21 protein-coding genes are annotated in these 18936 nt (G+C 66.3%); 17 read left to right on the forward strand and 4 right to left on the reverse strand.

What is annotated here, in order from left to right:
- Positions 1–19 precede the first annotated feature (19 nt).
- Genes lipB through AC3A6B_RS07865 form a run of 3 tightly spaced genes read right to left on the reverse strand, consistent with a single transcriptional unit; the run spans position 20 to position 1895 of the window.
- A complete protein-coding gene (lipB, locus tag AC3A6B_RS07855) occupies positions 20–700 on the reverse strand; it encodes a lipoyl(octanoyl) transferase LipB (protein WP_487836422.1) in 681 nt (226 codons plus the stop codon).
- The gene (locus AC3A6B_RS07860; protein ID WP_093104854.1) at positions 697–993 is read right to left on the reverse strand and encodes a YbeD family protein; all 297 of its coding nucleotides are present in this window, start codon (positions 991–993) and stop codon (positions 697–699) included. The genes lipB and AC3A6B_RS07860 overlap by 4 nt, the downstream gene beginning before the upstream one ends.
- Positions 990–1895, reverse strand: coding sequence for an aminotransferase class IV (locus AC3A6B_RS07865; protein ID WP_487836177.1), 906 nt, complete (start codon positions 1893–1895; stop codon positions 990–992). Before AC3A6B_RS07865 ends, AC3A6B_RS07860 begins: the two co-directional genes overlap by 4 nt.
- Positions 1896–2067: 172 nt before the next feature.
- Between AC3A6B_RS07865 and AC3A6B_RS07870 the strand changes: the two genes are divergently transcribed.
- From AC3A6B_RS07870 to AC3A6B_RS07950, 17 genes are all read left to right on the forward strand, one after another.
- A complete protein-coding gene (locus tag AC3A6B_RS07870) occupies positions 2068–2568 on the forward strand; it encodes an ATP synthase subunit I (protein ID WP_487836178.1) in 501 nt (166 codons plus the stop codon).
- 3 nt (positions 2569–2571) lie between these two features.
- Positions 2572–3429, forward strand: a complete 858-nt coding sequence (gene atpB, locus AC3A6B_RS07875; protein WP_487836179.1) for a F0F1 ATP synthase subunit A — start codon at positions 2572–2574, stop codon at positions 3427–3429.
- Between the two features lie 62 nt (positions 3430–3491).
- Positions 3492–3755 (forward strand): F0F1 ATP synthase subunit C, encoded by a 264-nt coding sequence (gene atpE / locus AC3A6B_RS07880; RefSeq protein WP_019657641.1) that lies wholly within the window; start codon positions 3492–3494, stop codon positions 3753–3755.
- A gap of 49 nt (positions 3756–3804) precedes the next feature.
- Positions 3805–4275: a F0F1 ATP synthase subunit B gene (locus AC3A6B_RS07885; protein WP_487836180.1), complete on the forward strand. Its 471-nt coding sequence runs from the start codon at positions 3805–3807 to the stop codon at positions 4273–4275.
- Positions 4276–4283: 8 nt separating this feature from the next.
- Positions 4284–4814, forward strand: a complete 531-nt coding sequence (locus AC3A6B_RS07890; protein ID WP_487836181.1) for a F0F1 ATP synthase subunit delta — start codon at positions 4284–4286, stop codon at positions 4812–4814.
- A 36-nt stretch (positions 4815–4850) separates the two neighbouring features.
- Positions 4851–6404: a F0F1 ATP synthase subunit alpha gene (gene atpA / locus AC3A6B_RS07895; protein ID WP_487836182.1), complete on the forward strand. Its 1554-nt coding sequence runs from the start codon at positions 4851–4853 to the stop codon at positions 6402–6404.
- A gap of 18 nt (positions 6405–6422) precedes the next feature.
- Positions 6423–7298, forward strand: a complete 876-nt coding sequence (gene atpG, locus AC3A6B_RS07900) for a F0F1 ATP synthase subunit gamma (RefSeq protein ID WP_487836183.1) — start codon at positions 6423–6425, stop codon at positions 7296–7298.
- 52 nt (positions 7299–7350) lie between these two features.
- On the forward strand, positions 7351–8766 hold the full coding sequence (atpD, locus tag AC3A6B_RS07905; protein ID WP_487836184.1) for a F0F1 ATP synthase subunit beta: 1416 nt from the start codon (positions 7351–7353) through the stop codon (positions 8764–8766).
- Positions 8767–8784: 18 nt separating this feature from the next.
- The gene (locus tag AC3A6B_RS07910; protein WP_214696541.1) at positions 8785–9204 is read left to right on the forward strand and encodes a F0F1 ATP synthase subunit epsilon; all 420 of its coding nucleotides are present in this window, start codon (positions 8785–8787) and stop codon (positions 9202–9204) included.
- A gap of 198 nt (positions 9205–9402) precedes the next feature.
- Positions 9403–10572 carry an ROK family protein gene (locus AC3A6B_RS07915; RefSeq protein WP_487836423.1) on the forward strand — a complete coding sequence of 390 codons (1170 nt, stop codon included), beginning with the start codon at positions 9403–9405 and terminating at the stop codon, positions 10570–10572.
- Entirely contained in the window at positions 10569–12086 is a 1518-nt protein-coding gene (locus tag AC3A6B_RS07920; protein WP_487836185.1) for a sugar ABC transporter ATP-binding protein, read from the forward strand. The genes AC3A6B_RS07915 and AC3A6B_RS07920 overlap by 4 nt, the downstream gene beginning before the upstream one ends.
- Complete coding sequence (locus AC3A6B_RS07925) at positions 12055–13089, forward strand: ABC transporter permease (RefSeq protein ID WP_487836186.1); 1035 nt, start codon at positions 12055–12057, stop codon at positions 13087–13089. The genes AC3A6B_RS07920 and AC3A6B_RS07925 overlap by 32 nt, the downstream gene beginning before the upstream one ends.
- Before the next feature lie 36 nt (positions 13090–13125).
- Positions 13126–14088: a substrate-binding domain-containing protein gene (locus AC3A6B_RS07930; RefSeq protein ID WP_487836187.1), complete on the forward strand. Its 963-nt coding sequence runs from the start codon at positions 13126–13128 to the stop codon at positions 14086–14088.
- 5 nt (positions 14089–14093) lie between these two features.
- Entirely contained in the window at positions 14094–15257 is a 1164-nt protein-coding gene (locus AC3A6B_RS07935) for a Gfo/Idh/MocA family protein (protein ID WP_487836188.1), read from the forward strand.
- 167 nt (positions 15258–15424) lie between these two features.
- Positions 15425–16024 (forward strand): hypothetical protein, encoded by a 600-nt coding sequence (locus AC3A6B_RS07940; RefSeq protein ID WP_487836189.1) that lies wholly within the window; start codon positions 15425–15427, stop codon positions 16022–16024.
- Positions 16021–16386 (forward strand): hypothetical protein, encoded by a 366-nt coding sequence (locus AC3A6B_RS07945; protein WP_487836190.1) that lies wholly within the window; start codon positions 16021–16023, stop codon positions 16384–16386. Before AC3A6B_RS07940 ends, AC3A6B_RS07945 begins: the two co-directional genes overlap by 4 nt.
- 84 nt (positions 16387–16470) lie before the next feature.
- On the forward strand, positions 16471–18555 hold the full coding sequence (locus tag AC3A6B_RS07950; protein WP_487836191.1) for an NAD(+) synthase: 2085 nt from the start codon (positions 16471–16473) through the stop codon (positions 18553–18555).
- A 9-nt stretch (positions 18556–18564) separates the two neighbouring features.
- On the opposite strand, the gene AC3A6B_RS07955 is transcribed toward AC3A6B_RS07950, so the two are convergent.
- Entirely contained in the window at positions 18565–18780 is a 216-nt protein-coding gene (locus AC3A6B_RS07955; RefSeq protein WP_487836192.1) for a DUF3606 domain-containing protein, read from the reverse strand.
- Between the last annotated feature and the right edge of the window lie 156 nt (positions 18781–18936).

An 18936-nucleotide genomic window follows, 5' to 3' on the forward strand; every position in this document is an offset into this window, starting at 1 on the left:
GGCTTCTCTTGAGTGGGGCTCAAGGCGCGAGGTAGGCGGCCAGCTTGTTGGCCAGCACCTGCGCGGCTTCGTCCCAGGTTGTTTGAACGCCGATTGTAGAAAGATCGACGGTTTCGAGCCCTGCGTAGCCGCAGGGGTTGATGCGCGAGAAGGGTTCCAGATCCATCGCGACGTTGAGCGCGACGCCGTGGTAGGTGCAGTGGCGGCTGACCTTGATGCCCAGCGCGGCGATCTTGCCGAGGCCGCGGAACGGGTCGGCGGGATGCATCGGGCCGGTCAGCGCGGCATGCGAGAACGGATCGTCGAGCCGCACATAGATGCCCGGCGCCCCGCCCACGCGGTGGCCGGTGACGCCGAAGTGCGCCAGCGTGCGGAGCACCGACTCCTCGATGCGATAGACGTATTCCTTCACGTAGTAGCCGGCGCGCCGCAGGTCGACCAGCGGATAGGCCACCACTTGGCCGGGGCCGTGGTAGGTCACCTGGCCGCCGCGGTCGGTCTGCACGATCGGGATGTCGCCGGGGTTCAGCACGTGGTCGGCTTTGCCGGCCAAGCCCTGGGTGTAGACCGGAGGATGCTCGCAGACCCAGAGCGCATCGGGCGTGTCCGGCGTGCGCTCCCGTGTCGCCTGCTGCATCGCCGCGTAGGTCGGCGCGTAGGCGACGCGGCCGAGCCACACGGCTTCGAGCGCTGTGCTCAGAGCACCACCTTGACCATCGGATGCGCGGACAGCGCCATGTAGATGGCGTCGAGCTGCTCGCGGCTGGTGGCGGTGACGGTGATGGTCACGCCCAGGTAGTTGCCGGCCTTGCTGTTGCGCAGTTCGATGGTGCTGGCGTCGAAGTTCGGATCGAACTGCTCGGCGATCAGCGTGACCGCGTGCACGAAGCCATCGGCCTTGACGCCCATGACCTTGATCGGAAACTGCGAGGGGTACTCGATCAGCGACTCCTTGCGCGCGTCGATCGGCGGGGTGTCGGGGGCTGTGCTCATGCGTGGACTCCTTGATCTTGCACGCTGCGCTCGATGGCCCTCTGGTAGCCGGCATGCAGTGCCTGGAAGACCGCGCCGGGACGGCCGTTGCCGATCGATTGGCCATCGAGCGTGACCACCGGCAGCACTTCCTTGCTGGCCGAAGACAGCAGCAGTTCGTCGGCGCCGAAGACTTCATCGCGTGCGATGCGGCGCAGCGAGAAGGGGATGTTCGCCTCTGCGCTGATGCGCTCGATCAGGCCGTAGCGGATGCCGGTCAGCACCAGCTCGTCCTTAGGCGGTCCGTAGACCGCGCCATCCTTCACCATCCAGACGTTGCTCGACGATGCCTCGCTGAGCCAGTCGCCGCGGAACATGATGGTCTCGGCCGCGCCGGCCTCGACGCTGATCTGCCGCGCCAGCACCGCGCCCAGCAGGCTGGTGCTCTTGATGTGGGCCTTCTGCCAGCGGAAGTCGTGCGCGCTCACGCACGCGACGCCCTTGACGCGCATCGCGTCGGACACCGGCTTCATCGGGTTCAGCATGACGAAGACGGTGGGCACGAGGCCCTGCACCATCGCATGCTCGCGCGGGGCAACGCCGCGCGTGACCTGGATGTAGATTGCCTGCACGGCCGCGCGCTCGGAAGGCGGGCTGGCCTCGACGAGGTGCATCGCGATCGCGCGCCATTGCGCATGCGTCAACGGATTGGCGATGCGCAGTTCGCCCAGCGAGCGATCGAGCCGCGCCATGTGTTCCTCGAAGCAGAAAGGCACGCCGCCGTAGACCGGCACCACTTCATAGACGCCGTCGCCGAAGATGAAGCCGCGGTCGAGCACGCTGACCTTGGTGTCGCGAAGCGGCGCGTAGGTACCGTCGAGATAGCAGAGAGAGTCGGGGAGAGCGGCGGCGATCGGATGCATAAGAGATTATGGTGGGGGCTCTCCCTTGCTTTCCAAGCGCTGCGCGCTTGCCGCAGCGCGGGGCAAGGATGTTTTGCGAGCTCGGCCCGGAACATGGCGGAGAGGCATGGGTTTTTACTTATAATCAATGGCTTTGTAGAAATTCTGGGTCGTCATCCGGGCTTCATTCGAAATGAAAACAATCGCCCGCGATGTGAGAGAGAGGGAAGTCCGAGAGGACGCTCGAGACCCGGATGCTGACTTCAAGCCGTTGACCGCCGAAGAGGCCCAGCGGCTGCGCGAAAAGAAACCGTCGATCTCGCCCTGGCGCGTGATCGCGGTTCAGATCGGAGCGGGGCTGCTGGTGGCGTTGGCCGCCTGGGGCCTGACAGGGAGGCAAAATCTGGGGTGGTCCGCCGGATACGGCGCACTGGCAGTGGTCATTCCCGCTGCGGTGTTCGCGCGGGGACTCACCGGGAGGTTCTCTTCCCTGAATCCGGGCACTGCGGTGTTCGGATTCTTCTTGTGGGAAATGGTCAAGATGGCCTTGACGGTGGCGATGCTGATCGCCGCGCCAAGGTTGGTAACGGCGCTGAGCTGGCCGGCGATGCTGGTCGGCCTGGTGGTGACAATGAAGGCGGCGTGGGTGGCAGTGATGCTGGCTCCCCGGCGCTTGAAACTTAAAGACGAGTAACGGATGGCTGCTGAAAACGCTGCGGAACATGGTCAGACCGCTGGTGAATACATCGTTCACCACTTGACGCATCTTCAGAGCTCCAAGCCGGCAGGTGTCGCCGACTTCTCGGTCTTCAACTTCGACTCCCTGTTCTTCTCGATCCTGCTCGGCGTGCTGGGCTGCTGGGTGCTGTGGTCGGCTGCGCGCAAGGCCACTTCGGGTGTGCCCGGTCGTTTCCAGGCCGCGGTCGAAATCCTGGTCGAAGTGGTCGACCAGCAGGCCAAGGGCATCGTCCATAACGCCAACAGCCGCAAGTTCGTGGCACCCCTGGCGCTCACGATCTTCGTGTGGATCTTCATGCTCAACGCGATGGACTTGCTGCCCGTCGATCTGCTGCCCTGGATCTGGGGCCTGATCCACGGCGATCCGCACCATGCCTACCTGCGCGTGGTTCCCACGGCCGACCTCTCGGTGGCGATGGGCATGTCGGTCTCGGTGCTGCTGATCTGCCTGTACTACAACGTCAAGATCAAGGGCCTGGGCGGCTGGATTCATGAGCTGTTCACTGCGCCCTTCGGCAACCATTGGGCGCTCTATCCCTTCAACTTCGCGATGCAACTGATCGAGTTCATCGCCAAGACCGTGTCGCACGGCATGCGTCTGTTCGGCAACATGTACGCCGGCGAACTGATCTTCCTGCTCATCGCGCTGATGGGCGGCGCCTGGACGCTGTCGGCCACGGGCGTGTTCCTGGCGCTCGGCCATGTCGTCGCGGGCACTGCGTGGGCCATCTTCCACATCCTGATCATCACGCTGCAGGCCTTCGTGTTCATGATGCTGGCGCTGGTGTACGTGGGCCAGGCGCACGATCACCACTGATCCGCTCTTTTTAGTTTTCCGTTTTTTCTTTTCTCTTCAACCAAAGTCCTCTAGGAGTCATCATGGAAGTTATTAGCTTTGTTGCACTGGCCGCCGGCCTGATCATCGGTCTGGGCGCTGTGGGCGCATGTATCGGCATCGGCATCATGGGCAGCAAGTACCTCGAGTCGGCCGCACGCCAGCCCGAGCTCATGGGTGAACTCCAGACCAAGATGTTCCTGCTGGCCGGTCTGATCGACGCCGCGTTCATCATCGGTACCGGTATCGCGCTGTGGTTCGCAACGGCCAACCCGTTCCTCTCGCAAATCGCCAACCTGCCGAAGTAATCGGGGGCCCGGCTTCTCGTCGGATTCAATCCCAAAGAGAGGGTGAAAAGTGAGCATTACCGGTACCCTGATCGTCCAGATGATCGTGTTCCTGATCCTTGTCGGGTTCACGATGAAGTTCGTGTGGCCGCCGATCGCAAAGGCGCTGGATGAGCGTGCCCAGAAGATCGCCGACGGCCTGGCCGCTGCCGACAAGGCCAAGGCTGCGCTGTCCGATGCGGACAAGCGGGTGGAAGTCGAACTGAGCAAGGCGCGCAACGAGTCCGCGCAACGTCTTGCCGATGCCGAACGTCGTGCGCAGGCCATCGTTGAAGAGGCCAAGGCCCGCGCCACGGAAGAAGGCAACAAGATCGTCGCCGCCGCTCGCGCCGAAGCCGAGCAGCAGGCCGTGAAGGCGCGCGAGGTGCTGCGCGAGCAGGTCGCCGCGCTGGCCGTCAAGGGCGCCGAGCAGATCCTGCGCAAGGAAGTGAATCCGGCCGTGCACGCCGATTTGCTCGCCCGCCTGCAGACCGAACTCTGATCGAAGCCATGGCAGAACTCGCCACCATTGCACGTCCCTACGCCGAAGCGCTTTTCAAGGCGTCTTCGTCGGACCTGGCAGGCGCCGGCGCCTGGCTCGAAAAAGTCGCCGCCATCGCCGCCAGCCCCGAACTCCAGCAGTTCGCGGACAACCCCAAGGTCACGCCAGAGCAGGTGCTCGGCGTCATCGCCGGCGCTTACGGCGCTGAGTTGCCGGCTGCCGCCAACAACTTCCTGATGGCCCTGCTCGAGAACGGGCGCTTTTCGGCGCTGACGGAAATCGCGAAGCAGTTCCGGGCCCTGGCGAATGCGCAAAGCGGTTCGTCCGACGCCGTGGTGTACAGCGCCTTCCCGATCGATGCCTCGGCGCTGAATGGCGTTGCCGCTGCGCTCGAAAAGCGATTCGGCCGCAAGCTGCAGGTCACGGTCCAGCAGGAGCCGGCCCTGATCGGCGGCATTCGTGTGGTGGTCGGCGACGAGGTGCTCGACACTTCCGTCAAAGCGCGCCTCGAACAAATGAAAGTTGCGCTGGCAGCCTGAGGCCGCCAGCCCCCTTAAAGAAAGAAGGAAAGAGTCATGCAACTCAATCCCGCAGAAATTTCCGAACTGATCAAGAGCCGCATCGAAGGCCTCGGCGTCAGCGCGAACATCCGCAACGAAGGCACCGTGGTGTCGGTGACCGACGGCATCGTGCGCGTGCACGGCCTGTCGGACGCGATGCAGGGCGAAATGCTCGAGTTCCCGCCCACGGCGGACGGCACGCCGTCCTTCGGCCTGGCGCTGAATCTCGAGCGCGACTCGGTCGGCGCCGTGATTCTGGGCGAGTACGAGCACATCTCGGAAGGCGACACGGTCAAGTGCACCGGCCGCATCCTGGAAGTGCCGGTCGGCCCCGAACTCATCGGCCGCGTGGTCAACGCGCTGGGCCAGCCGATCGACGGCAAGGGTCCGATCAACGCCAAGATGACCGACGTGATCGAAAAGGTCGCCCCGGGCGTGATCGCCCGCAAGTCGGTCGACCAGCCGATGCAGACCGGCCTCAAGTCCATCGACTCGATGGTGCCGATCGGTCGTGGCCAGCGCGAGCTGATCATCGGCGACCGCCAGACCGGCAAGACCGCGGTGGCGATCGACGCGATCATCAACCAGAAGGGTCAGAACATGACCTGCGTCTACGTTGCGATCGGCCAGAAGGCTTCGTCGATCAAGAACGTGGTGCGCGCCCTGGAGCAGGCCGGTGCGATGGACTACACCATCGTCGTGGCCGCCTCGGCTTCCGAATCGGCCGCCATGCAGTACGTGAGCGCGTATTCGGGCTGCACGATGGGCGAGTACTTCCGCGACCGCGGCCAGGACGCGCTGATCGTCTATGACGACCTGTCCAAGCAGGCCGTGGCCTACCGCCAGGTTTCGCTGCTGCTGCGCCGCCCGCCGGGCCGCGAAGCCTACCCCGGCGACGTGTTCTATCTCCACAGCCGCCTGCTCGAACGCGCAGCCCGCGTGAACGCCGACTACGTCGAAGCCTTCACCAAGGGCGAAGTCAAGGGCAAGACCGGGTCGCTGACCGCGCTGCCGATCATCGAAACGCAGGCCGGCGACGTGTCCGCTTTCGTGCCGACCAACGTGATCTCGATCACCGACGGCCAGATCTTCCTGGAAACCAACCTGTTCAACGCCGGCATCCGGCCCGCCATCAACGCCGGTATCTCGGTGTCGCGCGTGGGTTCGTCGGCGCAGACCAAGGTCATCAAGGGCCTGTCGGGCGGTATCCGTACCGACCTCGCGCAGTACCGTGAACTCGCGGCCTTCGCGCAGTTCGCCTCCGACCTCGACGAAGCCACCCGCAAGCAGCTCGACCGCGGTGCCCGCGTGACCGAACTGCTGAAGCAGGCCCAGTACAGCCCGCTGCCCATCTCGCTGATGGGTGCCTCGCTGTTCGCGGTGAACAAGGGCTTCCTGGACGACATCGACGTGAAGAAACTGCTGTCGTTCGAACACGGCCTGCACCAGTTCCTCAAGTCCAGCCATGCCCCCTTGCTCGACAAGATCGAACAAGCCAAGGCGATCGACAAGGACACCGAGGCCGAGCTGACGGCCGCCGTCACGGCGTTCAAGAAGTCGTTCGCCTGATCGACCCAAGGAGTCCCAATGGCAGCTGGTAAGGAAATCCGCGGCAAGATCAAATCGGTGGAGAACACCAAGAAGATCACCAAGGCCATGGAAATGGTGGCCGCGTCGAAGATGCGCAAGGCGCAGGAACGCATGCGCGCCGCCCGCCCCTACAGCGAGAAGATCCGCAACATCGCGGCCAACCTCGGCCAGGCGAACCCGGAGTACACGCACGCCTTCATGAAGGTCAACGACGTGAAGGCCGCGGGCTTCATCGTCGTGACGACCGACAAGGGCCTGTGCGGCGGCATGAACACCAACGTGCTGCGCGTCGTGACCACCAAGCTGCGCGAGCAGCAGGCCGCCGGCGTCGCCGTCGAGGCGGTGGCGATCGGCAACAAGGGCCTGGGTTTTCTCAACCGCATCGGCGCCCGCGTGGTCTCGCATGTCACCCAGCTGGGCGACACGCCGCATCTCGACAAGCTGATCGGCCCGGTCAAGGTGCTGCTCGACGCTTATGCCGAGGGCAAGCTCAGCGCCGTCTATCTCTGCTACACCAAGTTCATCAACACGATGCGCCAGGAGTCGGTGGTCGAGCAGCTGCTGCCGCTGGCCGCCGAGTCGATGAAGATGGAAAAGGGCCAGCACTCCTGGGACTACATCTACGAGCCCGATGCACAGAGCGTGATCGACGAACTGCTGGTGCGCTACGTCGAGTCGCTGGTGTACCAGGCGGTGGCCGAGAACATGGCGTCGGAACAGTCGGCGCGCATGGTCGCGATGAAGTCCGCGACCGACAACGCCGGCAACGTGATCGACGAACTCAAGCTGGTCTACAACAAGACCCGCCAGGCCGGCATCACCAAAGAGCTGTCGGAGATCGTTTCGGGCGCTGCGGCGGCCGCAGGCGTCTGAAGACCTTCGGTCCTTCGACCTCAACCAGATTTAATTTTTATCGGAGCAGATGATGGCTCAAGCAAACGCAGCAGAAGGCAAGATCGTTCAATGTATCGGCGCCGTGGTCGACGTGGAATTCCCGCGCGACCAGATGCCCAAGGTGTACGACGCCCTGCAATACGAAGGCGGCACGCTGACCCTCGAAGTGCAGCAGCAGCTCGGCGACGGCGTGGTGCGCACCATTGCGCTCGGCTCGTCCGACGGCCTGCGTCGCGGCCTCGTCGTGACCAACACCGGCAACCCGATCACCGTGCCCGTGGGCAAGGCGACCCTGGGCCGGATCATGGACGTGCTCGGTCGCCCGATCGACGAGCGCGGCCCGGTCGGCCAGGAAGTTACTGCTTCGATCCACCGCAAGGCACCGGCGTACGACGAGCTCTCGCCGTCGACCGACCTCTTGGAAACCGGCATCAAGGTGATCGACCTGGTCTGCCCCTTCGCCAAGGGCGGCAAGGTGGGCCTGTTCGGCGGCGCCGGCGTGGGCAAGACCGTGAACATGATGGAACTCATCAACAACATCGCCAAGGCCCACTCGGGTCTGTCGGTGTTCGCCGGCGTGGGTGAGCGCACCCGCGAGGGCAACGACTTCTATCACGAGATGTCTGACTCGGGCGTGGTGAACCTCGAGAACCTCGGCGAGTCGAAGGTCGCCATGGTCTACGGCCAGATGAACGAGCCCCCGGGCAACCGCCTGCGCGTGGCGCTGACCGGCCTGACCATCGCCGAATCGTTCCGCGACGAAGGCCGTGACGTGCTCTTCTTCGTCGACAACATCTACCGCTACACGCTGGCCGGTACCGAAGTGTCGGCTCTGCTGGGCCGCATGCCTTCCGCCGTGGGCTACCAGCCGACACTGGCCGAGGAAATGGGCCGCCTGCAGGAGCGCATCACCTCGACCAAGGTCGGCTCGATCACCTCGATCCAGGCCGTGTACGTGCCGGCCGACGACTTGACCGACCCCTCGCCCGCCACCACCTTCGCCCACCTGGACTCCACCGTGGTGCTGTCGCGCGACATCGCTTCGCTCGGCATCTACCCGGCCGTGGACCCGCTCGATTCGACCTCGCGCCAGCTCGACCCGCACGTGGTCGGCGAAGAGCATTACAACGTGGCCCGTGCCGTGCAGGGCACGCTGCAGCGCTACAAGGAACTGCGCGACATCATCGCGATTCTGGGCATGGACGAACTGGCTCCCGACGACAAGCTGGCCGTGGCCCGCGCCCGCAAGATCCAGCGCTTCCTGTCGCAGCCCTTCCACGTGGCCGAAGTGTTCACCGGCTCGCCAGGCAAGTACGTGCCGCTGGCCGAAACCATCCGCGGCTTCAAGATGATCGTGAACGGCGAAGCCGACCACCTGCCGGAACAGGCGTTCTACATGGTCGGCGGCATTGACGAAGCGTTCGAAAAGGCCAAGAAGGTCGCCTAAGGCGGCATAGGAATCCAGATGGCAAACACCATTCACGTCGACGTGGTCAGTGCCGAGGAGTCCATCTTCTCGGGCGAGGCCAAGTTCGTCGCGCTGCCCGGCGAAGCCGGCGAGCTCGGCATCTATCCGCGCCACACGCCGCTGATCACGCGCATCCGTCCGGGTGCGGTGCGCATCGAGACGGCCGACGGCGGCGAGGAATTCGTCTTCGTGGCCGGCGGCATCCTGGAAGTGCAGCCCAGCACGGTGACCGTGCTGTCCGACACCGCGATCCGCGGCAAGGACCTCGACGACGAGAAGGCCAGCAAGGCGAAGGCCGCGGCCGAGGAAGCGCTCAAGAACGCCAGGAGCGACATCGACATCGCGCTGGCGCAGTCGGAACTGGCCGTGATGGCCGCGCAGATCGCGGCACTCCGCAAATACCGGCAGAAAAAATAAGAACAGCAGCGCTGTTCTTCGAAAAAGCCGCCTCCGGGCGGCTTTTTTCATGCCCTTCGGTTTGAATCAGGCCGAAGTTCAATCTTGTTCGGCTGAAGCCCAGCGCCTAGTATTCGCCTTCGCCCGGGTCCACAGGGCGACAAGAACAAATTCTGGAGACGAAGCTTGGGCACCTGGAGCGGCCTCACTGCCGACGAGATGCAGCTGCTGGAAACGACCTTCTGGTCGGCCGGCGGCTCGCGCCATGGCATGGCCGAAAGGCTGGGCTTCTCCAAGAGCAAGGCCAATGCGCTGATCGCCGGGCTGGTGGAGCAGGGCCTCTTGGCCGAAGCCGGCCTGCAGCGCTCCTCCGGCGGCCGGCGGGCCGAGAATCTCCAACTCCACGCGGGGCTCGGCGTGCTGGTCGGCGTGGACATCGGCGCCACCAGCCTCGACGTCGCGGTGCTGCGGCCCGACCTGACGGTGCTGGCCCAGCATGCGGAGCCGGCCGATGTGCGCGAAGGCCCGGGCGTGGTGCTGGCCCGCGTGCGCGTGCTGATGCGCGAGTTGCTGGGCCGATGCGGCTTCGAGGCCAAGCAGGTGATCGGCATCGGCATCGGCGTGCCGGGTCCGGTCAACTTCGAGATCGGCCAGCTCGTGAACCCGCCGCTGATGCCGGCCTGGGACAGCTTCTCGATTCGCGACTACCTGCGCGAGGACTACGCGGCGCCGGTCTTCGTCGACAACGACGTGAACCTGATGGCGCTCGGCGAGCTCTGGCGCCTGAAGCGCTCGCTCTCCAACTTCCTCGTCATCAAGATCGGCACCGGCATCGGCTGCGGCATCGTCTGCCACGGAGAGGTGTACCGCGGCGCCGCCGGATCGGCCGGCGACGTCGGCCACATCTGCGTCGACCAGGAAGGCCCGCGCTGCCACTGCGGCAATCTCGGCTGCGTGGAGGCCATGGCGGCCGGCCCGGCCATCACGCGCATGGCCGTGCAGGCCGCGGAAGCCGGCGAGAGCGCCGCCCTGGCCGAGCGGCTGCGCGCGCAGGGCCGGATCGATGCCATCGACGTCGGCCAGGCCAGCCGCGCCGGCGATGCGGCGGCCAACGCGATCGTGCAGCGCGCCGGCAACCTGATCGGCCAGATGCTGGCGTCGATCGTGAATTTCTTCAATCCGTCGCACGTGTTCATCGGTGGTGGCATCACGCGCATCGGGCCGCTGTTTCTCGCTGCCCTGCGCCAGAGCGTCTACCAGCGCTCGCTCGCGCTCTCGACACGGCATCTCGAAATCCAGTACACGCCGCTCGGCACGCAGGCCGGGCTGATCGGCGCCGGCGTGCTGGCCATGCACGAGACGCTCAAGGTTCGCGGGGTCGCGCCATGACGCAGCAGCAGCCCAGGCGCAGCGTCGCCGTCGAATTCGACAAGGTCGTGAAGGCCTTCGGCCCGGTGCAGGTGCTGCACGGCGTGAGCTTCGCCATCGAACCGGGCCGCGTCTACGGCCTGCTCGGCGAGAACGGCGCGGGCAAGTCCACGCTGATGAAGATCCTCGCCGGCTACGAATCGATCACCGGCGGCGTCGTGCGCGTCAACGGCGAGCCGCAGCACTTCGTCAGTTCGCGCGATGCGGAAGCGCTCGGCATCGTGCTGATCCACCAGGAGTTCAACCTGGCCGAAGACCTGAGCGTGGCGCAGAACATCTTCCTCGGCCACGAGAAAAGGAAGGGCTGGCTGCTCGACGACGCGGCGATGGAGCGCGAAGCGGCGACTGCACTCGCCGCAGTGGGCCTCAAGGTCGACCCGCGCACCAAGGTGCGCCGCCTGATCGTCGCCGAGAAGCAGCTGGTCGAGATCGCGAAGGCGGTCTCGCGCCATGCGCGTCTCCTGATCATGGACGAGCCGACCGCCACGCTCACACCCGGCGAGACCGAGCGCCTGTTCAAGCTGATCGCGCAGCTGCGCGCCGACGGCGTGACCATCGTCTACATCTCGCACAAGCTCGACGAGGTCGAGCGCATCACCGACGAAGTGATCGTGATGCGCGACGGCCGCTTCGTGACGCGCGCGCCGACCTCCGAACTCACGCGCCACCAGATGGCCAACCTGATGGTCGGCCGCGAGCTCGCCGACCTGTACCCGCCGCGCGATGCCGTGGTCGTGGACGCGGCGCCTGCGATGCAGGTGCGCAACTTCAGCGTGCCCGGCTGGGCCGAGGACGCGAGCTTCGAGGTGCGCCCCGGCGAGATCCTCGGCTTCGCCGGCCTGGTCGGGGCCGGCCGCACCGAGCTCTTCGAAGGCCTGATGGGCCTCCGGCCCGCGAGCGGCAGCGTCGAGATCCTGGGTCGCCCGGTGCAGCTGCGCAACCCGCGCGATGCCGCCAGGCACGGCTTCACCTACTTGAGCGAAGATCGCAAGGGCAAGGGCCTGCACGTGCACCTGGGCCTGCGCCAGAACCTCACGCTGATGGCGCTCGAGCGCTACGCCACGCCGTGGCTGCACCCCGAGGCCGAACGCAGCGCGCTGGCCGCGGCGGTGAAGGACTACGGCATCCGCACCGGCGACCTCGACGCGCGCGCCTCGTCGCTCTCGGGCGGCAACCAGCAGAAGCTGGCGCTCGCCAAGGTGCTGCAGCCGCAGCCCAAGGTGGTGGTGCTCGACGAGCCGACGCGCGGCGTCGACGTCGGCGCCAAGCGCGACATCTATTTCCTGATCCAGAAGCTGGCCCGCGAGGGGCTGGCCGTGATCGTCGTCTCGTCGGAGCTGATGGAGCTGATCGGCCTGTGCCACCGCGTCGCGGTGATGCGCGCGGGCCGGCTCGTCAGCACGCTCAACGCAGACCAACTGACCGAAGAGGAGCTCATCGCTCATGCCACCGGAACCTCAACCAGCCACGCCTGAAGCCGCGACGGCCGCAGGCGCCGCGCATCGCGCTGAAAGCAAGCCGCGCTGGACCGAGCGCCTGCATGGGCTCGGCCCGGTCATCGGCCTGGTGCTGCTGTGCATCGCCGGCACCTTGCTCAACAGCGACTTCGCCACTGTCGACAACGCGATGAACGTGCTCACGCGCACCGCCTTCATCGGCATCATCGCGGTGGGCATGTGCTTTGTGATTATCTCGGGCGGCATCGACCTCTCGGTGGGCTCGATGGCGGCGCTGATCGCCGGTTGCGTGATCATGTTCATCAACGCGATGGGCCCCATGTTCGGCTCGCCGCTGCTGGCGGTGGTGCTCGGCGCCGTGCTCGCGGTAGCGCTGGGCGCGGCCTTCGGGCTCGCGCACGGCCTGCTCATCACCAAGGGGCGCATCGAGCCCTTCATCGTGACGCTGGGAACGCTGGGCATCTTCCGCGCCTACCTGACCTACTTCGCCGACGGCGGCGCGCTCACGCTCGACAACGAGCTGTCGGACCTCTACGCACCGGTCTACTACGCAAGTCTCCTGGGCATCCCGGTGCCGGTGTGGGTGTTCCTGATCGTCGCGATCATCGGCGGCGTGATCCTGAACCGCACCGCCTACGGCCGCTACGTACAGGCCATCGGCTCCAACGAGCAGGTCGCGCGCTATGCCGCGGTCGGCGTCGACGGCGTGAAGATCCTCACCTACGTGCTGCTCGGTGTCTGCGTCGGCATCGCGACGCTGCTCTACGTGCCGCGCCTGGGCTCTGCGTCGCCGACCACCGGCCTGTTGTGGGAGCTCGAAGCCATCGCCGCGGTCATCGTCGGCGGCACCGCGCTCAAGGGCGGCGCCGGCAGCATCACCGGCACCGTGATCGGCGCCATCCTGCTCTCGGTCATCAGCAACATCCTGAACCTCACCAGCATCATCAGCGTGTACCTCAATGCCGCGGTGCAGGGCATCGTGATCATCGTCGTCGCCTTTCTTCAGCGCGGACGCCGCTAAGCGCCCATTTCCCTTTCAACCACGGAGACAACAAGCATGAATCTCATCACCCGACGCATCGCATTCACCGCCGTCGCAGCCGCGAGCTTCGCGGCCTTCCCGGCCCTCGCTGCCGAGAAGGTCAACCTCGGCGTCTCGATCCCCGCCGCCACGCACAGCTTCATGGGCGGCATCAACTACTGGGCCAACCAGGCGAAGAAGGATCTCGAGAAGCAGCACAAGGACCTCAAGATCACGATCAAGACGGCGGCCAACGCGCCCGAGCAGGCCAACCAGCTGCAGGACCTGTCGACCGTGACCAAGATCAACGCGCTGGTGATCTTCCCCTTTGAATCGGCCGCTCTCACCAAGCCGGTGGCCCAGGTCAAGGCCAAGGGCACCTATGTCACCGTGGTCGACCGCGGCCTGACCGACACCAGCGCGCAGGACGCCTATGTCGCCGGCGACAACACCGCCTTCGGCAAGATCCCGGCCGAGTACATCGCGAAGAAGCTCAACGGCAAGGGCAACATCGTCGCGCTGCGCGGCATCGCCACCACGCTGGACAACGAGCGCATGGACGCCTTCAACAGCGTGCTCAAGAACTACCCCGACATCAAGCTGCTCGACGCCAAGTACGCCAACTGGAACCGCGACGACGCCTTCAAGGTCACGCAGGACTACCTCACGCGCTTCAAGAACATCGACGCCATCTGGGCCGCCGATGACGACATGGCGGTGGGCGTGCTCAAGGCCATCGAGCAGGCCAAGCGCGACGACATCAAGATCATCTTCGGCGGCGCCGGCGCCAAGGGCATGGTCAAGACCATCCTCGACGGCAAGGACAAGCGCATCGACGCCGACGTGAGCTACTCGCCCAAATTCATCTACGACGCGATCAAGCTCACGGCCGAGGCGCGGTTGAAGGGCGAGAAGCTGCCGGCGACGACGATCATTCCCTCGGTGCTGATCACCAAGGAGAACGCTAAGGACTTCTACCACCCCAACTCGCCGTTCTGAGGCCGATGACCGACACCTCCCTGCGCAAGCTGCGCTACGCCATGGTCGGCGGCGGGCGCGACGCCTTCATCGGTGCGGTGCACCGCAAGGCGATCGCGATCGACGGCCAGGCCGAGCTGGTGGCCGGCGCGCTGTCGTCGAGCGCCGAGAAGGCCCGGGCTTCGGGCCGCGACCTGCTGCTGGCGGACGATCGCAATCACGGCGACTGGCGAAGCCTGCTCGACGACGAATTGAAGCGCCCGGAGCATGAGCGCATCGACTTCGTGTCCATCGTCACCCCGAACCACGTGCACTTCCCGGTGGCGCAGGCCTTCGTCGAGGCCGGCTTCCACGTGGTGTGCGACAAGCCGCTGGTCCACACGCGCGAGCAGGCCGATGCATTGGTCGCGGCCGCGGCGCGCAAGGGCACGGTGTTCGCGGTCACCTACAACTACACCGGCTACCCGATGGTGCGCGAGGCGCGCGAGATGGTGCGCTCGGGCCGCCTCGGCGAGATCCGCAAGGTGGTGGTCGAATACAACCAGGGCTGGCTTTCGACCCAGCTCGAGAGCGAAGGCAACAAGCAGGCCGCCTGGCGCAGCGACCCGGCCATGAGCGGCGCGGCCGGCGCCATCGGCGACATCGGCTCGCATGCCGAGAACCTGGTCGCGACCGTGACCGGCCTCGAGATCGAAAGCCTCTGCGCCGATCTGAGCGCGCTGGTGCCGGGGCGGGCGCTCGACGACGACGGCAGCCTGCTGCTGCGCTTCCGCGGCGGCGCGCGCGGCGTGCTGATCGCCTCGCAGGTCAACACCGGGCTGGAGAACGACCTGCGGCTACGCGTCTCCGGAACGCTCGGCACGCTGGTATGGCGGCAGGAGCAGCCGAGCGAACTGCTGCATCTGCCGCACGACGGACCGCGCCGCATCCTGACGCGCGGATCGCCGTGGCTCGGCGAGTCGGCCAAGCGCGCGAGCCGCTTGCCGAGCGGCCATCCGGAGGGCTTCATCGAAGCCTTCGCCAATGTGTACGGCGGCGTCGTGGCCGACATCCGCGCGCGGCTCGCGGGCCTTGCGGCCGATCCGCTGGAAGCCGACTACCCGCGCGTCGAGGACGGCGCGCGCGGCGTTCGTTTCATCGAGCGCACGGTGGCCTCCGCGAAGAGCGAGGCGAAGTGGACGGCCTGGTGAGCCTGCATGCGCGCAGTCCGCATGCCGCGCTGTAGGTACCTTCCCACAGCTGAATGTCCGCTCAGCCGCTGACTTGGCGCGGCCGCCGGGACAGCATCCCACCAAGACACCCGCGATGACCGCCGATCGCGGTGGACCGCGAGTGTCCCGATGGAAGGGAGATGCGTATGGATACCACGAACACGCAGGCATGGCTGGCCCTCGGGATCGTCGTGATCCTCGTCCTGGCCGCGCTGGCCGCCTACTTTTCCTATCGAAAACGACAGTCGCGCCGGCTCGCGAATCGCTTCGGCTCGGAGTACGGTCATGCGGTCGAGGAACTCGGCAGCCGCAGCAAGGCCGAGGCCGAGCTCAGGCGGCGCGAAGCGCGCGTCGAAGCCCTGGACATCGTGGCGCTGGCGCCGGGCGAAGCCGCCAGGTTCAGCAGGGACTGGAAGCGCTTGCAGGCTGAGTTCGTCGACAACCCGGCGGGGGTGGTCAACCAGGCGGATCAGCTGGTGCGCGAGCTGATGCAGCAGCGCGGCTACCCGATGGGCGATTTCGAGCACCGCGCCGCCGACATTTCGGTCGACCATCCCGACGTGGTGAGCAACTACCGTGCGGCGCAGGAGATCCGGGCGCGCGACCTGCGCGGGGAAGCCGATACCGAGGAACTGCGCAAGGCGGTGGTCCACTACCGGGCGCTGTTCGACGAGCTGCTCGAAGTACGGCCTGAGGTGGACCAGCGACAGAGCATGCCGGCCCGACCGGTGGAGGCACGATCATGAATCGCGAATCGACACGGGAAGGCGTCGCGCCTGACGATCTGAAACAGCCGGTGGCGGAGAAACAGGCACTGGCGAGGAGCGAAGACGAGTCCCTGGAACCGCTTTTCTCACCCGACGCAGCCCGCGACTTTCGCGCGAGCTGGGACGCGGTTCAGATCGGCTTCGTCGATGACCCGCAGCAGGCGGTGCGCAAGGCCGACGAACTGGTCCGCCAGGTTCTCGAGAACCTGACGCAGAGCTTCTCCGTTGATCGCGGCGCGGCGGACGGCGGGACGACCGGGGCGGAACAGGCGACCACGGAGCAGTTGCGCATGGCCTTGCGGCGCTATCGCTCGTTCTTCCAGCGGCTGCTTTCTCTTTGAGGCCCGGCCGGCGCTTCAAGCGCCGGCGTGGGTCCAAATCCGGATTGGGAGCGAGCGACACGCACAACCGCCACAATCCGGCCCATGACCGAACACGAGTTCCTCAATCCCTACACCCACGGTTTCGCGCGCGTCGCCGTGGCGGTGCCGCGCAATCGCGTGGCCGATCCGGTGTTCAACGTGGCCGAGACCATTCGCATGTACCGCGAGACGGCGGCGGACGGCGCGGTGCTGGTCGCCTTCCCCGAGCTGGGGCTCTCGGCCTACACCTGCGACGACCTGTTCCACCAGGCGGCCCTGCTCGACGCCTGCGAGCGCGCCCTGCTGGAAGTCGCCGCGGCTTCGCGCGACGTCGGCGCCGTTGCCGTTGTCGGCCTGCCGCTGCGCGTGGACCACCGCCTCTTCAATTGCGCCGCCGTGATCGCCGACGGACGCGTGCTGGGCGTGCTGCCCAAGACCTACCTGCCGAACTACGGCGAGTTCTACGAGGGCCGGCAGTTCAACGGCGCCGACACCGCGCTCTCCACCGAGGTCGAGCTCGGCGGCGAACGCGTGCCCTTCGGCAGCGAGCTCCTGTTCCAGTCGCGGCAGATGCCGCTCTTCAAGCTGCACGTGGAAATCTGCGAAGACGTGTGGGTGCCCATTCCGCCCTCGAGCTACGCGGCGCTGGCCGGCGCGACGGTGCTGGTCAACCTGTCGGCCTCCAACATCACGATCGGCAAGGCGGACTACCGGCATCGGCTGGTGAGCCTGCAGTCGGCGCGCTGCCTCGCGGCCTACCTCTACTCGTCGGCCGGCATCGGCGAATCGACCACCGACCTGGCCTGGGACGGGCAGGCGCTGATCTGCGAGAGCGGCGACATGCTGGCCGAGAGCGAGCGCTTCAGCAACAGCTCGCACTTCGTCGCGGCCGACGTCGACCTCGAGCGCCTGTCGCGCGAGCGCATGCGGCAGAACAGCTTCGGCACCTCGGTCCAGAAGCACAAGGGCGCGCTCGCCAACTGGCGCACCGTCGAATTCGACCTCGCGCCGCCGCAGCAGCTTCCGCGCGGCCTGTTGCGCACGGTGGAGCGCTTTCCCTACGTGCCCGCCGACCCGGCGCGGCGCGACGAGCGCTGCAGCGAGGTGTTCAATATCCAGGTGCAGTCACTGGTGCAGCGGCTGGAAGCGAGCCATATCGACAAGCTCGTGATCGGCGTCTCGGGCGGGCTCGACTCGACGCACGCGCTCCTGGTCTGCGCGCAAGCCATGGACCGGCTGGGCCTGCCGCGCGCCAACATCCTCGGCTTCACCATGCCCGGCTTCGCGACCAGCGGGCGCACGCTGGCGCAGGCGCACCGGCTCATGGCCAGCATCGGCTGTACGGCGCGCGAGATCGACATCCGCCCAAGCTGCCGCCAGATGCTGGAAGACTTGGGCCATCCCTTCGGCCAGGGCGTGCCGCAGTACGACATCACCTTCGAGAACGTGCAGGCCGGCGAGCGCACCAGCCACCTTTTCCGCCTGGCCAACCATCACAACGGCATCGTGGTCGGCACCGGCGACCTGAGCGAGCTCGCGCTGGGCTGGTGCACCTACGGCGTCGGCGACCACATGTCGCACTACAACGTGAACGCGAGCGTGCCCAAGACGTTGATCAAGCACCTGGTGCGCTGGGTCGCAGCGACCGAGGTGCTGGGGGCCGACGGCAGCGCGGTGCTGCGCGACATCCTCGAGACCGAGGTCAGCCCCGAGCTGATTCCCGACGACGCCAAGGCCGAGGCCGGCACCGAGGCGTCGAAGCAGCCCGGCCAGCGGACCGAGGACGTGATCGGCCCCTACGAGCTGCAGGACTTCCACCTCTACTACACGCTGCGCTACGGCTTCAGGCCGACCAAGGTCGCCTTCCTCGCGCACGCGGCCTGGGGCGACCGCACGCGCGGGCGCTGGCCCGAGGACGAACTGCAGCCGGCGCGCAACGAGTACGCGCTGGTCGACATCAAGCGCCACCTCGGCACCTTCCTCTACCGCTTCTTCAAGATCAGCCAGTTCAAGCGCTCGTGCGTGCCGAACGCACCCAAGGTCGGTTCGGGCGGTTCGCTGTCTCCGCGCGGCGACTGGCGCGCGCCCAGCGATTCGGAAGCGGAGGTCTGGCTGGAGGACTTGAAGCGGGTTCCCGAGTCGGATTGAGCGCGGATCTCAGTGCGACGCGCTGGAACGCCTTCCGGCGCCGGCCTGGCGGCTTCCCCGCAGATGCCATTCGATGTCCGATGCGCGGCTGCCCACCGCGCGCACGGCTTCGCGCAGGCGGTCGTGCGTGACGTCCAGCTTCCTCGACCATTTGTCGAGCTCGCGGCTGGTGCTGATGTCGATGCGGTCGGACTGAATGCCGCCGCTCGTGCTGGCTTTCTTCATGCGTTGGCTCCTGTCGTCGTCGCACCCTAGGAGATGCACCATCTCCCGCTTGTAGGAAATCAGGCCACGGCATTGCCCGCCGCGTCAAGCGGACGGAAGGCGGGAGCCGGCCGGCCGATCGCTCTATTCCGCCGAACCGGTGCGTGGGTTAGAAAG

This window comes from Variovorax sp. Soil_C_33, from assembly GCF_057656935.1.